At 66.4% G+C, this 13108-nt stretch carries 12 protein-coding genes; 5 read left to right on the top strand and 7 right to left on the bottom strand.

The window, feature by feature from the left end; genetic code table 11:
- Positions 1-282 precede the first annotated feature (282 nt).
- The 5 genes from ACYUME_RS02095 to ACYUME_RS02075 all read left to right on the top strand — a co-directional run bounded on the left by ACYUME_RS02095 (position 283) and on the right by ACYUME_RS02075 (position 5838).
- The gene (locus ACYUME_RS02095) at positions 283-801 is read left to right on the top strand and encodes an RNA polymerase sigma factor (protein WP_460417952.1); all 519 of its coding nucleotides are present in this window, start codon (positions 283-285) and stop codon (positions 799-801) included.
- Entirely contained in the window at positions 798-1754 is a 957-nt protein-coding gene (locus ACYUME_RS02090) for a FecR domain-containing protein (protein ID WP_460417951.1), read from the top strand. The genes ACYUME_RS02095 and ACYUME_RS02090 overlap by 4 nt, the downstream gene beginning before the upstream one ends.
- Positions 1755-1965: 211 nt before the next feature.
- The gene (locus tag ACYUME_RS02085; RefSeq protein WP_460417950.1) at positions 1966-4398 is read left to right on the top strand and encodes a TonB-dependent siderophore receptor; all 2433 of its coding nucleotides are present in this window, start codon (positions 1966-1968) and stop codon (positions 4396-4398) included.
- A 154-nt stretch (positions 4399-4552) separates the two neighbouring features.
- A complete protein-coding gene (locus ACYUME_RS02080) occupies positions 4553-5665 on the top strand; it encodes a PepSY-associated TM helix domain-containing protein (RefSeq protein WP_460417949.1) in 1113 nt (370 codons plus the stop codon).
- Positions 5662-5838, top strand: a complete 177-nt coding sequence (locus ACYUME_RS02075) for a hypothetical protein (protein WP_198742816.1) — start codon at positions 5662-5664, stop codon at positions 5836-5838. The genes ACYUME_RS02080 and ACYUME_RS02075 overlap by 4 nt, the downstream gene beginning before the upstream one ends.
- 184 nt (positions 5839-6022) lie before the next feature.
- Here the strand turns inward: ACYUME_RS02075 and ACYUME_RS02070 are convergent, their stop codons facing one another.
- The 7 genes from ACYUME_RS02070 to waaF are packed head-to-tail and all read right to left on the bottom strand — an operon-like array spanning position 6023 to position 12983.
- Positions 6023-7465 (bottom strand): lipopolysaccharide kinase InaA family protein, encoded by a 1443-nt coding sequence (locus ACYUME_RS02070; protein ID WP_460417948.1) that lies wholly within the window; start codon positions 7463-7465, stop codon positions 6023-6025.
- The gene (locus ACYUME_RS02065; RefSeq protein WP_460417947.1) at positions 7465-8217 is read right to left on the bottom strand and encodes a lipopolysaccharide kinase InaA family protein; all 753 of its coding nucleotides are present in this window, start codon (positions 8215-8217) and stop codon (positions 7465-7467) included. Before ACYUME_RS02065 ends, ACYUME_RS02070 begins: the two co-directional genes overlap by 1 nt.
- Positions 8214-8948, bottom strand: coding sequence for a lipopolysaccharide kinase InaA family protein (locus tag ACYUME_RS02060; RefSeq protein ID WP_279884047.1), 735 nt, complete (start codon positions 8946-8948; stop codon positions 8214-8216). The genes ACYUME_RS02065 and ACYUME_RS02060 overlap by 4 nt, the downstream gene beginning before the upstream one ends.
- The gene (gene rfaP / locus ACYUME_RS02055; protein WP_279884049.1) at positions 8948-9754 is read right to left on the bottom strand and encodes a lipopolysaccharide core heptose(I) kinase RfaP; all 807 of its coding nucleotides are present in this window, start codon (positions 9752-9754) and stop codon (positions 8948-8950) included. Before rfaP ends, ACYUME_RS02060 begins: the two co-directional genes overlap by 1 nt.
- Positions 9751-10875 (bottom strand): glycosyltransferase family 4 protein, encoded by a 1125-nt coding sequence (locus ACYUME_RS02050; RefSeq protein ID WP_460417946.1) that lies wholly within the window; start codon positions 10873-10875, stop codon positions 9751-9753. The genes rfaP and ACYUME_RS02050 overlap by 4 nt, the downstream gene beginning before the upstream one ends.
- Complete coding sequence (gene waaC / locus ACYUME_RS02045; RefSeq protein WP_279884053.1) at positions 10875-11933, bottom strand: lipopolysaccharide heptosyltransferase I; 1059 nt, start codon at positions 11931-11933, stop codon at positions 10875-10877. Before waaC ends, ACYUME_RS02050 begins: the two co-directional genes overlap by 1 nt.
- Positions 11934-12983 carry a lipopolysaccharide heptosyltransferase II gene (gene waaF / locus ACYUME_RS02040; protein WP_460417945.1) on the bottom strand — a complete coding sequence of 350 codons (1050 nt, stop codon included), beginning with the start codon at positions 12981-12983 and terminating at the stop codon, positions 11934-11936.
- Between the last annotated feature and the right edge of the window lie 125 nt (positions 12984-13108).

Here is a 13108-nt window from a genome sequence, read left to right as displayed (position 1 = left end):
CATCGCCCCTGTAGGAGCGGCCTCGTGTCGCGAAAGGGCCGCAAAGCGGCCCCGGCATTATCCGCTTGATGCACTAATCGTGGGGGTGCTTCGCACCCCTTTCCGACCGGTCCGACGCCTCGGCAAGGCCGCTCCTACAGCAATTGCAGCCTGAAGAGAACCGCAAAACGTTTGCTATTGCTGCTGGCAATCCGATAAGCGTCAATTGCGCCCCCACCCTCGCCTCTGCCACAATCGCGAATAATTATCGTTAGTTAACGCATGCTTCCCGGGGGACGCCTTTTGACGTCTGTACGCAGCCCACACACCGAGCTGGTCGGAACGCTGTACCGCGACCATCGCGGCTGGCTGCTGGCCTGGCTGCAACGCAGCACGGCCTGCCGCCAGCGCGCCGAGGACCTGAGCCAGGACACCTTCGTGCGCCTGCTAGGTCGTGAACGCCTGGACGCCCCCCGCGAACCCCGCGCGTTCCTCGTGGCAGTCGCCAAGGGCCTGCTGTTCGACCACTTCCGCCGCGCCGCCCTCGAGCAGGCCTACCTGGCGGAACTGGCCTCGTTGCCCGAGGCCGAGCAACCCTCCCCGGAAATGCAGCACCTGGTCCTCGAAGACCTCAAGGCCATCGACCGCCTGCTCGGCAAGCTGTCGAGCAAGGCCCGCGCGGCCTTCCTGCACAACCGCCTGGATGGCCTGGGCCACGCCGAGATCGCCGAGCGCCTGGGCGTTTCGGTGTCGCGCGTGCGCCAGTACATCGCCCAGGGCATGCGCCAGTGCTACATCGCCCTGTACGGGCAACCGACATGAACAACGGCCCGGTATCGAGCACGGTGCTGGAAGCGGCCATCGCCTGGAAACTGTGCCTGGACGAAGGCTGCGGCACACCGGACGAGCGCAGTGCCTTCATGCGCTGGCACGCCGCCCACGAAGAGCACGCCCGCGCCTGGCGGCAGTTGGGCATGCTCGACCAGCGTGTCAGCACCGCCGCAGGCCCGGTACGCCACGCCCTGTTGCAATCACGAAGCGGCCTGCGCCAGCGCCTGAGCGGCTTGGGTGGGGGCCTGGCCGGGCTGCTGCTGGTCGGCTGCCTGCTGGTCGGCGCTGGCGTGCCGACCCTGTCGCCGAACTACTGGCTGGCCGACCAGCACACCGGCACGGGCGAAATGCGCACCCTGCGCCTGGAAGACGGCACCTTGCTGAGCCTGAACACCAGGACCGCGGTGGATATCGACTTCCAGGGCGAACAGCGGCTGATCGTGCTGCACCAGGGCGAGATCTCGGTGGAGACCGGCCATGACGACAGCCACCCGTTGCTGGTGCGCACCGAGGAGGGCCGCCTCAGACCACTGGGCACGCGCTTCCTGGTCAAGCGCGAGGACGCCGGCACACGCCTGGAAGTCTTGCAGTCATCGGTGGCCGCCAAGCCGCAGAACAGCGGTGACGAACAGGTCCTGCGCGAGGGCCAGCAGGTGCTGATGAGCGCCGATGGCCTGGGCCGGGTCGGATCCGTGGCGGTCGGCAGCGATGCCTGGACCCGCGGCATGCTGGTGGTGGACAACGTGCGCCTGGCCGACCTGGTGGCCGCGCTCGGCCAGTACCGCAGCGGCCACCTGGGTGTCAGCGACGAAGTCGCCGACCTGCGCGTGAGCGGCAGCTTCCCGCTGACCGACACCGACCTGGCCCTGGCCTCGCTGCAACCGGCGCTGCCGGTGAAGATCGAGCGGCATACGCCGTGGTGGGTGACAGTCTCCGCCAGATAAGCGTCGTGTGCTGCTATTCGCGGGTAAACCCGCTCCCACAGGGAATGCGCCACGCCTGTGGGAGCGGGTTTACCCGCGAATAAGCCAAGGCGATATAGCGCTGAGCGCCACTCGCGCCAACCCTGCCAGATTTTTTTCAAAAGACCCTGTCACTTTCCCAATCTCGCTCGGCAAGGAAGCAGTCAGCACTATTTCGTCGAGGAGCCGCTGCATGTCCCGTGCCGTTGATGCTTTGCTTCGCCCCAGCCTGATGGCCCTGGCCATCGGCCTGGCCACCCCGTTGGCCAGCCCCGCCCTGTTCGCCGCCGAACAGTCCGCCATGCGTGCCTATGATCTGCCCAGCGCACCGCTGGCCAGCACCCTGAACCAGATCGCCAGCCAGGCCGGGATCGCCCTGGCGCTGGATCCGGCATTGGTCAGCGGACGCAACTCGGCACCGGTCAGTGGCCAGTACGACGCTGTCGGCGCCCTGCAGGCCGCCCTGCGCGGTACCGGTCTGCAGCTGCAGCAGAGCAGCGCCGGCAGCTACAGCCTGGTAGCCACGGCCGAGGGCAGCCTCGCGCTGCCGGAAACCAACATCAACGCCAACAGCAGTTACGAAAGCGCATGGGGACCGGTCGAGGGCTACACCGCCAAACGCACAGCCGCCGGTACCAAGACCGACACTGCGCTGGTGGAAGTCCCACGCTCCATTTCCGTGGCCACCCGCCAGCAGATGAGCGACCGCGGCGTGCAAAGCCTGGATGACGCGGTGAAGTACATGCCGGGCATCGTCTCGGCCAGTTTCGGCAGCGACACCCGCTACGACTGGATGCGCGTGCGCGGCTTCGAGCCGACCCAGTTCCTCGACGGCCTGCCCCTGCCCCGCGGTGTGTATGCCAACCCGAAAGCCGAAACCTGGAACCTCGACCGCCTTGCGCTGCTGCGTGGCCCGGCCTCGTCGGTGTATGGCCAGACCCCGCCCGGCGGTCTGCTGGACATGGTCAGCCGGCGCCCCCAGGCCGAGAGCAGCCACGAGATCCAACTGCAGTACGGCAGCGACAACCACCGCCAGATCAACTTCGCCAGCACCGGCAAGATCGATGAGCAGGGCCAGTTCCTCTATGGCGTCAGCGGCGTGGTGCGCGACAGCGGCACGCAGATCGACCACATGGACAACAAGCGCTACAACATCGCCCCGAGCCTGACCTGGAACATCGACGAAGACACCTCGCTGACCTTCCTCAGCCAGTTCACTCGGGACGACACCGGTGCCACCAGCCAGTTCTACCCGATACAAGGCACCAAGATCGACATGCCGTTCGGCAAGGTCTCCCGCCACAAGAACCTGGGCGACCCGGATTACGAATACTACGACCGCACCTATTACGCGCTGGGTTATGCCTTCGAACATCGTTTCAACGATGTCTGGCAGTTCCGCCAGAACCTGCGCTATACCAAGAGCGAGTTGTCGTTCCAGACGCTCACGGTCGGCAGCTACTACCAACCTGATGGCCCTGTGGATAACCAGGGCAACGCCAGCCGCATGTCCACCAACGTCGATGAGGACATCAGCCAGTTCGCCCTCGACAACAACTTCCAGGCCGACTTCGCCACAGGCGATATCAGCCACACCGTGCTGATCGGCCTGGACCACCAGCGCACGGACTCCGACTTCCTCTCCATCTATGGCTTCAACGTGCCGCCCACCAACGTCAACAACCCGGTGTATGGCTTGCCGATCACCCGTCCGGACCGCGCTTCGGCCTATCTGGACTACAACCAGAAAACCGTCCAGACCGGGCTCTACATCCAGGACCAGATGGCGCTCGACAAATGGCGCCTGACCCTGGGCGGGCGTGAGGACTGGGTGCATACCGGCACCACGTTCCTCAACAAGGGCAATGCCACCAACACCCAGCGCGACAAGCAGTTCAGCGGCAATGCGGCGCTCAGCTACGTGTTCGACTCGGGCTTTGTACCGTACCTCTCCTACGCCGAGTCCTTCCAGCCAAGCAGCGGTTCGAGCGCTGACATCGAGAAATCGTTCAAGCCAACCGAAGGCCAGCAATGGGAGCTGGGGGTCAAGTATCAACCGCCTGGCTCCAACACCTTGCTGTCGGCGGCAGTGTACGACCTCAAGCAGAAGAACGTGACCGTCACCAACAATGTGGCTGGGGTGCCCGTCTCCAGCCAGACCGGTGAGGTCAAGGTCCACGGTCTGGAGCTGGAAGCCGTCTCCGATGTCACCGACAACCTGAAAGTGATCGCCGCCTACACCCTGGCCAAGTCCGAAGTGCAGAAAGGGCAGTACAAAGGCAACCGCCTGCAACAGATGCCCAACCAGCAGGCCTCGTTGTGGGCCGACTACACCTGGCATACCGGTGTGCTTGACGGCTTCGGCATTGGCCTGGGCGCTCGTTACACCGGCAACCGCTACGGTGACGAAGCCAACACCTGGCTCGGCAAGAGCAAGGCCTACACTGTGTTCGACGCCGCCGTGCACTACGACCTGGGCCGCCTGGACAACAGCCTCAAGGGCGCCTCGGTGGCGGTCAACGCCAGCAACCTGCTGAACAAGGACTACCTGTCCACCTGCGACGGGTATTACTGCTATTACGGGGACCAACGCAGCGTCGTCGCCAGCGCCACCTACAAGTTCTGAGTGACGGGGCCGCCTTGCGGCCCATTCGCGGGCAAGCCCGCTCCCACAGCAAATGCGCATCCCCTGAGATCGGCGCGTTCCCTGTGGGAGCGGGCTTGCCCGCGAATGGGCTGCACAGCAGCCCCTCGATCCTTCAGGCAAAGACGGAACCGTGATGAAAAGCCAAACCATCCGCCGCTGGTCAGCGATCCACACCTGGAGCAGCCTCGTCTGCACGCTGTTCCTGTTGCTGCTCGCCCTCACCGGCCTGCCGCTGATCTTCCACCACGAACTGGAGCACCTGCTGGGCGATGCGCCGGAGCTGCGCGAGATGCCCGCCGACACCCCGCACCTGGACCTGCAGCAGCTGGTGCTCAAGGCCGAACAGCACCGCCCCGGCGAGGTGATGCAGTACTTCGGCTATGAAGACGACGAGCCCAACGGCGTGGTCGCGATCATGGCCGCCACCGCCGGCACCCACCCCGACGACTCGCACACCTTCATGCTCGATGCGCGCACCGGCGAGGCGGTGGCCATGCCGGCGGCCAACGGCGGTTTCATGATGCTGATGCTGCGCCTGCACGTGGACATGTTCGCCGGGCTGCCCGGCAAGCTGCTGCTGGCGTTCATGGGGGTGCTGTTCATTGTCGCCATCGTCTCCGGCACCGTGCTCTATGCGCCGTTCATGCGTCGCCTGCGTTTCGCCACGGTGCGCCATGAAAAGTCCGCGCGCCTGCGCTGGCTGGACCTGCACAACCTGATCGGCGTGGTCACCCTGACCTGGGCCCTGGTGGTCGGCGTCACCGGGGTGATCAGCGCCCTGTCCGACCTGGTCATCGCCGCCTGGCGCAACGACAGCCTGGCGGCCATGGTCGCGCCGTATCGCGACGCCCCGCCGCTCACCGAGCGCGCCCCGGCCACCGAGCTGCTGCGCATCGCCGAGCAGGCGGCACCGGGCATGCGCCCGGACTTCATCGCCTTCCCTGGCACGCGCTTCTCCAGCGAGCACCACTATGCGGTGTTCATGAATGGCGCCACGAACCTGACCTCGCACCTGTTCACGCCGATCCTGATCGACGCGCGCACCCTGGAGGTGACCGCCGTGGGCGAACGCCCCTGGTACATGGACGCCATGGGCCTGTCGCAACCCCTGCATTTCGGTGACTACGGCGGCCGACCGATGCAGATCCTCTGGGCCGTGCTCGATGTGCTGACCATCATCGTGCTCGGCAGCGGGCTGTACCTGTGGTGGGGCAAGCAACGCAAGCCGCGGGAGGTGCGGGCATGAGCCACAAATCGCAAAGCACCCGCAGGATCTTCGCCTGGCCGGCGTTGATCGCCGTGCTCAGTGCGGCCGGGCTGTTTGCCGCACTGCTCGGGGATGGGGTGTGGGATGTGCTGGCCTGGGTGGGGCTGGGCCTTTCAGCCGGCCTGGGCCTGAGTGGGTTCTGGCGGCGCTAGGCAGCTCTCATGGAACTGCGCATGACGAATTGATTTAGCAGGGACCTGTAGGAGCGGCCTCGTGCCGCGAAAGGGCTGCAAAGCAGCCCCGGCGATCTTTGCATCAACGCTGAAATCCTGGGGCCGCTGCGCAGCCCTTTCGCGACACAAGGCCGCTCCTACAGGGGGCCCGTCAACCGATCGTTCAATCAGCCAAGCGCGGCAACGCCTGGTCCAGTCGCTGGTGCAGCGCGCTGCTGCTCGGCCAGTTGCGCAGCAACCTTGTCCGATCACGGGCAAAAGCGGGAGCGAAGCTGAGCTGGGTGGCGTGCTGGCACATGGCATCCAGGTCGATCAACGACCACTCCCCGTTCTGCCAGAACAGGTTGTGCCCCTTGAAATCGCCATGGCTGATGCGCTCGCGGATCAGCTGCTGCATCACCCGCACCAGCGCCTCGACCTGCTCGTCAGGCGCCTCGCCGCTTTGCACGAAGGGCGCGAAGCATTCGATCAGGTCCGGCCCATCGGCATACTCGGTCACCAGGTAGGCCGTGCTGCGCAGGCCCATCACCCGTTGCTCGAGCACCGCCAGCGGTCGCGGCGTGGCGATGTCGAGGAACTCCAGGCGATGGCCCTCGATCCACGAATGCCAGGCCCGGCTCGGGCGCCAGAAACGCTTGAACCAGTGGGCGGTGTTCTTGATGTTGTAGCGCTTGAGCACCAGTTTGCGCCCAGCGACCTCGATACGCGCCACGCTGGCCGCGCCACCGGTCTTGTACAGGTGGCCCTGGTCGATCAGCGCATCGGCCTGTTCCAGCACCGGCCGCAGCGCCTCGACCTCGCCACGGCGGATCGCCCGCAGCCCGGCAAGACTGCGCTCGACGCTGAACAGCGTGCACTCGCGCCCGGCCTTGTCCAGGTAGTCCTTCAGCCGCCAGGCGCGCACCTTGTCCACCTGCTTCTGCAGCGCCTCCAGTGGCAGCGCATGCTCGGCGTTGGCCAGCACGTAGTGCACCAGCGCCTCTTCGATGAAGGGCTCCAGGCGCTTGGGCAACTGGGCGAAGAACACCCCGAGGTTTTCCAGCACGCGCTGGCGCGACAGCTGCTGACCGGGCGTCTCGGCCTTGATGCCGGCGCCATCGATCAGGTACAGCTGGCCGTCCTGGCGCAGCAGGTTGTCCAGGTGCAGGTCTTCCTGCCACAGGCCCTTGGCATGCATTTGCGCCACCGCGGTCAGCGCCTCGCCCAGCACCTGGTGCTGCTCGTCGGCGAGCATCGGCAGGTGCTCCACCCTGGCCCAGGCATCGCCCAGGCTTTCGGCATGGTCGAGGTACTCGAACAGCAGCCAGCCGCCCTCGCCATCCTTCAGGCCATCGGCCAGCAGGCGTGGGGTGGTCAGGCCCTGCTCGGCCATCAGTCGAGCGCCGTCCCGTTCACGCTGGAAGTGACGGGCGGCATTGGCGCCGACCAGCAGCTTGGCCAGCACCTTGGTTCCGCGCCAGATACCGGCGCCGACATAACGCTGCCCCGGCAGCACGCGCAGCAGGCTGAGCAGTTGCAGGTCGGCGCTACCGGCAGCGTCGGCGAGGGTGACGGTCAGGGGCAATGCCGGGCTACGCCCGGCATCCTTGAGTTCAGACAGGCGCATCAGCGGGCCTCTTTGTGGCGACGGCGTTGCGTCAGGCGTTGCAGCCAGGTGGATACCAGCGCGCTGGTGGCCGGTTGCTCCAGGTAGGCGGCCAGCAGCACGCGCACGTCCGCCTCGTCCCAGGCCCGAGCGCGGCGCAGCAGCGGCTCCAGGTCCTTGACCCGGTCACGCATGCCGAACAACAGCGGTCGGGTCTTCTCCAGGTCGATCAGCTGAGCCTGCCAACCCTCGCGACGTTCGCGCAGGAAGATGTGCTTGGGATAGAAACAGCCGTGCATCTGCCCGGCGCCGTGCAGGGTCCGGGCCAGCTGGCCGCAGGCCTGGAGAATGCCCTGGCGCTGCTCGACAGGCAGTTGCTGCCAGCGACCCAGCCATTGTTCCAGGTCGGTCCACTCGTCCAGTGCCCGGGTCATCAGGATCGCCCGGTGCTGGCCACCCTGCTTGCGCTCGCCGTAGAACACCGCCTGCAAGGCCGGGATATCGAGCTTCTGGTAACGGCTGATGTTGCGAAACTCGCGAGCGAAGGTCGGCTCGCCGAAGGGCCGCTGCAGGCTGCGGGTGAAGTAGTCGCTCTGGCGCTTGAGGTAGTAGCCCTTGCCCTCCAGCTCCAGGCGGAACACGCTGCTCCAGCCGCCACGACCGGTGTTGGGCTCGTCGACGGCGTCCAGCTGCAGGGCCCAGAGCGCCTCGAAATCGCCCAGGCCGTGACGTTGCAGCAGCGCCTGATCGGCGCTGGCCAGGTAATCGGTCATTCCCTTCCCTCGAAAAAGCTCAGCACCTGGCGGATGCGCTTCTTGTCACGCGCGTGCAAGCGCGCGTGCCCGCGATAGCGCAGGTAGAAGCGCAGGCGCTGGGTCGCCGACAGGTGATACTTGGCAACCTTGTCCAGGCACGCCAGATCCTTGATCAGCCGGTGGCGCAGCATGAAGCCGCGCCAGAAATCGCCGGTCGGGCAGTCGATGAAGAATAGCGTGCCTTCGTCGTCCACCAGCAGGTTGCGCCATTTCAGGTCGTTGTGGGCAAAGTGGTGATCGTGCATCACCCGGGTATGCCGGGCCAGCTGGCGGCTGACATGGTCGACCCAGGCCGCATCGCGCAGGCGCGGGTCATTGCGCTCGGCCAGGGCCGAAAGGTCTTCGGTACGCGGCAGCTCGCGGGTGATCATCGCCCCACGGCCAAAAGCCAGGCCCTGGCGCTCCAGGCCCCAGGCGACCACATCGGCGGTGGGAATGCCCCACTTGGCGAACTGCTTGAGGTTCTGCCATTCGGCCTTGACCCGTGGCCGGCCCAGGTAGCGGCGCATGTGCTTGCCGGCGCCGGTGTAGCGTTTGACGTAATAGTTGACCCCGTCGCGCTCGATGCGGATGACCTCGCTCAGCGGGTCACGGGTCAGGCGCTCGCCCGTGATGGCGAACACCGCATCGAGGCTGCCGAAGTCGGCGGCCAGGTGCGCGTACTCCGGCGCCAGGTTCCAGCTCGCCATCAGAGTGCGTCCCCGTAACGTTGCTTGCGGTCGTAGAGTTTCTGCGCCTTGCGCTCCAGCCAGGCGAGCAGCGCGGCCTCGTCCTGGAGCACCTGGCGCAGCGGGCGCTGGAAGTAGCCGCGCAGGAAGCGCAGCTTGTCGCGCCGGGTCAGGCCGATGTCCAGGGCCGAGAAGTACAGGGCGGCCAGGTCCTTGTCGCGCCAGCGGCGGCTGATCCTGGCCCGGGTCTGGGCGCGGTGCAGGTCGATCACCGACAGCTTGAAATCATCCGCCGTCACCGGACGGTCGGTGTGCAGCAGGAAGTGGCAGATATAGCAGTCGCGGTGATTGACCCCGGCGCGGTGCATGCCGCCGGTCATCTTCGCCACTTCGGCGATCAGCGCGCGTTTCAGGCGCGGCTCGGGTGGCTGCTTGACCCAGTCGAGGCTGAAATCTTCCAGGCTGATGGTCGGCGCCAGTTCCTCGGTGATGATGAACGAGTGCTGGGTGGCCGGGTTGCCGCCACGCTCGCCGTAGGCGACCGCGGTCATGGTCGGCACGCCGACTTCATGCAGGCGCTGGATGGCCTGCCACTCCTGGCCGGCGCCGAGCACCGGCAGCTTGGCGCTGAACAGGTTCTTGAAGATCTCGCCCCAGCCGATGCCCCGGTGGATCTTGACGAAGAAGCCCGCGCCATCGACCTCGGTGCGCAGCGTGCGGCGGCCTTCAAGCTCGCGGTACACCTCGCCCTGCAGGCCCTCGACGGCCTCGAAGGGGTCGCGCCCGGCCCACAGGCGCTTGAACGGTTCGGCCAGTATCAGCTTCATGCGGTCTCCTGACCAAGGATCACGTCGGCGGCATGCTGCGGCATGCTGTACAGGTCGGCGGTCTCGGCAAAGGCCACGCCGTTGCGCGACCAGGCCGCGCGGGCCCCGGCGTCTTCGAGCATGCGTTGCAGGTAGTGGTTGAGCTGGTCCTGTTCGAACGGCTCGTCCAGCACCAGGCCGCTGTCGGCCTCGGCGATGTAGTGGGCATAGCCGCAGACCTTGGACACCAGCACCGGCAGGCCGGCGACCAGCGCTTCGAGCAGCACGGTGCCGGTGTTCTCGTTGTAGGCCGGGTGGATCAGCAGGTCGGCGCCGAGCAGGAAGCGCGGAATATCGCTGCGCCCCTTGAGGAACTGTACCTGGTCGCCCAGGCCCAGGGCCGTGCTCTGCACCTGGAACAGCTTGGGGTCGTCCTGGCCGATGACCATCAGCCTGGTGCGCTTGCGCAGTGCCGAGGGCAATGCCGCCAGGGCCTTGAGGCTGCGATCCACGCCCTTGGTCTTGAAGCCCGAGCCGATCTGCACCAGCAGCAGCTCATCGTCGGCCAGGCCGAACTCCTTGCGAAAATCGGCGCGAATGGCATCGGCGTCGGCGGGGCGCCGGCGATCCTGGGAAATGCCCGGCGGCAGCAAGTGGAAACGTGCCTCGGGGGTGTCGTAATGCTTGATGAACAGCGGCTGCTGCACCTCGGAGATCATCAGGATCTCGGTGCGTGCGTCCCTGGCGAACACCGCCCGCTCGTACTCGGCGAAATGGCGGTAGCGGCCCCAGCGACGGTACAGGCCACCGCGCAGGGTCTGGGCCTTGTCCTCGAAGCAGCCGTCAGCGGCATAGTAGACATCCAGACCAGGCATCTTGTTGAAGCCGATCAGGCGATCGACCGGGCGCTTGGCCAGGTCGGCGGCCATCCAGGCACTGAGCTTCTCGTTGCGGCGATGGTTGAACAGCGCCTTGACCGGCGCCACCAGCACCTCGAAGCCCGGTGGAATGTCGCCTTCCCAGATCAGCGTGTACACGCGGATCTGGTGTCCACGCTGCTGGCACTCGAGGGCGATGCGCATGAAGTCGCGCTGCAGCCCGCCAAAGGGGAAATACTTGTAGAGCACAAAAGCCAGTTGCATCAACGAACATCCTCAGCCAGCAGCAGCGCGCTCAAGCGGCCCGCCACATGCTCGGGATTCAGGCGAGTGAAGCACAGCGGCCACTCGCGTTTGAGATCGAACCGGCGCAGGTCCTCGGCGCTCGGTTTGTAGGTGCACTTCTTCTGCAGGCACGGGGCGCAGGGGAAGTCGCTCGCCTGGTGGATCTGGGCGCGTCCGTAGGCACCGGTCAGACCAGGGTTGGTGGGGCCGAACAGCGAGATGGTCGGCACATCCAGGGCGGCGGCCAGGTGGCCCAGGCCGGTATCCACCGCCACGCAGGCCTTGGCCGCCGCCAGCACGCGGGCCACACCCGCCAGGTTCAACTTGGGCAGCACCTGGCAATTGTTCAAGCCTTGGGCAATGCGTTCGGCGCGGGCCTTCTCCGCCGGGTTGCCCCACGGCAGCATCACTTGCAGCTTGCGTCGGCCCATGCGCTCGGCCAGCTCGCGCCAGTAGGCTTCGGGCCAGTGCTTGGTGGCCCAGGTGGTGCCGTGCAGGAACACCACGTAGGGCGCGGCAGGCGGCAGTTGCAGGCGGTTGAGGTCGAGGCCGTAGTTGCCCAGCCCTTCCGGCAGGTCGTAGGCCAGGGCCATGGCGAACAGCTGGCGCACACGCTCCACGGCATGCTGGCCGACGGCGACCGACAGGCGCCGGTCATAGAAGCGACTGGCCAGGCCCTCGCGCGCCGAATAGCGATCCAGGCCGGCCACCGGCGCCTTCACGTAGCGGGTCAGCCAGGCCGACTTGACCAGGCCCTGGGCGTCGATCACCAGGTCGTACCTGTGCTCGCGCAGGCGCTGTTTGAAGGCCTTCCACTCACCGCTCTTGAGCGTCTGCCAGAGGTTCTTGCGCCAGCGGCGGATCGCCACCGGAATCACCTGGTCGACCGCGGGGTGCCAGCTGGGGATCTCGGCGAAACCCTCTTCCACCACCCAGTCGAAACGAATGCCGGGAATGGCATGGGCCGCGTCGGTCAGCGCCGGCAGGGTGTGGATAACGTCGCCCAGCGACGACGTCTTGATGATCAGTACCCGCACTCAGTCGACCTCGGCCACGGTGTCGATCAGGCTCGGCCCGTCGAGGCTGTGCAGGGCGGCGATGACTTTCTCCGGTTCCAGCAGGCGCAGGCAGTTGTAGTGGCCGAAGCGGCAGGTGCGCTCGAAGCATGGGCTGCACTCGATGCCGGTGCGCACCACTTCCACCTGTTCGGCCAGCGGCGGGGTGAAGCCCGGCGAAGTCGAACCGTACACCGCCACCAGCGGGCGATTGAGCGCGGCGGCCACGTGCATCAGCCCCGAATCGTTGGAGACCACCGCACTGGCGCAGGACATCAGGTCGATGGCCTCGGCCAGGGAGGTTTCGCCGGCCAGGTTGCACGACTCCTCGCGCAGGCCCGGGATCAGGCGCTCGCGAATCTGCTCGCCGACCGGGTGGTCGTTCTTCGAACCGAACAGCCAGACCTGCCAGCCCTGGCGGATCATCGCATCGGCAACGCTGGCGTAGTGCTCGGCCGGCCAGCGCTTGGCCTCGCCAAACTCGGCGCCAGGGCACAGGGCCAGCACCGGGCGGTCCAGCTCCAGCCCGAACTTGGCCAGGGCGGCGTCGCGGCTCGCGGTCTCGATCTGCAGGCTCGGGCGCGGATACGGTTTGGGCAACTCGGCGTCCGGCGCGTAGGCCAGGGCCATGAAGCGCTCGATCATCAGCGGATAGCGGGCCTTGTCCAGCTTGCGCACGTCGTTGAGCAGCAGGTAGCGCATCTCGCCACGCCAGCCGGTGCGCTTGGGGATGCCGGCGAAGTACGGCACCAGCGCCGACTTGAGCGAGTTGGGCAGCAGGATCGCCTGGTCGTACTGGCCGGCCAGCGACTTGCCGATGCGCCGGCGCGTGGCCAGCTCCAGCGCGCCGTGGCCGAGCGGGAAGCTCAAGGCCTGGCGCACCTCGGGCATGCGTTCGAGGATCGGGCGGCTCCACTCGGGCGCCAGCACATCGATCACGCAATCGGGGTGCTGCTGTTTGAGGCACTGGAACAGGGTCTGCGCCATCACCATGTCGCCGACCCAGCTGGGGCCAATGATCAGTATTCTCATGCGTTATCCAGAAACATTCGGGGAGGCTGCAGGCTGCGCTACAACCTGGCCTCCCCTCTTTATATTCAGGCTATGTGGCGGACAGTGTACCACCGGTGGTGAGACGACGTTCCTTGGGGCTGCTA

This window comes from Pseudomonas sp. microsymbiont 2, assembly GCF_054788395.1.
Note: the sequence above shows the minus strand (reverse complement) of the source record. Positions and strands in the feature narration are given on the sequence as shown.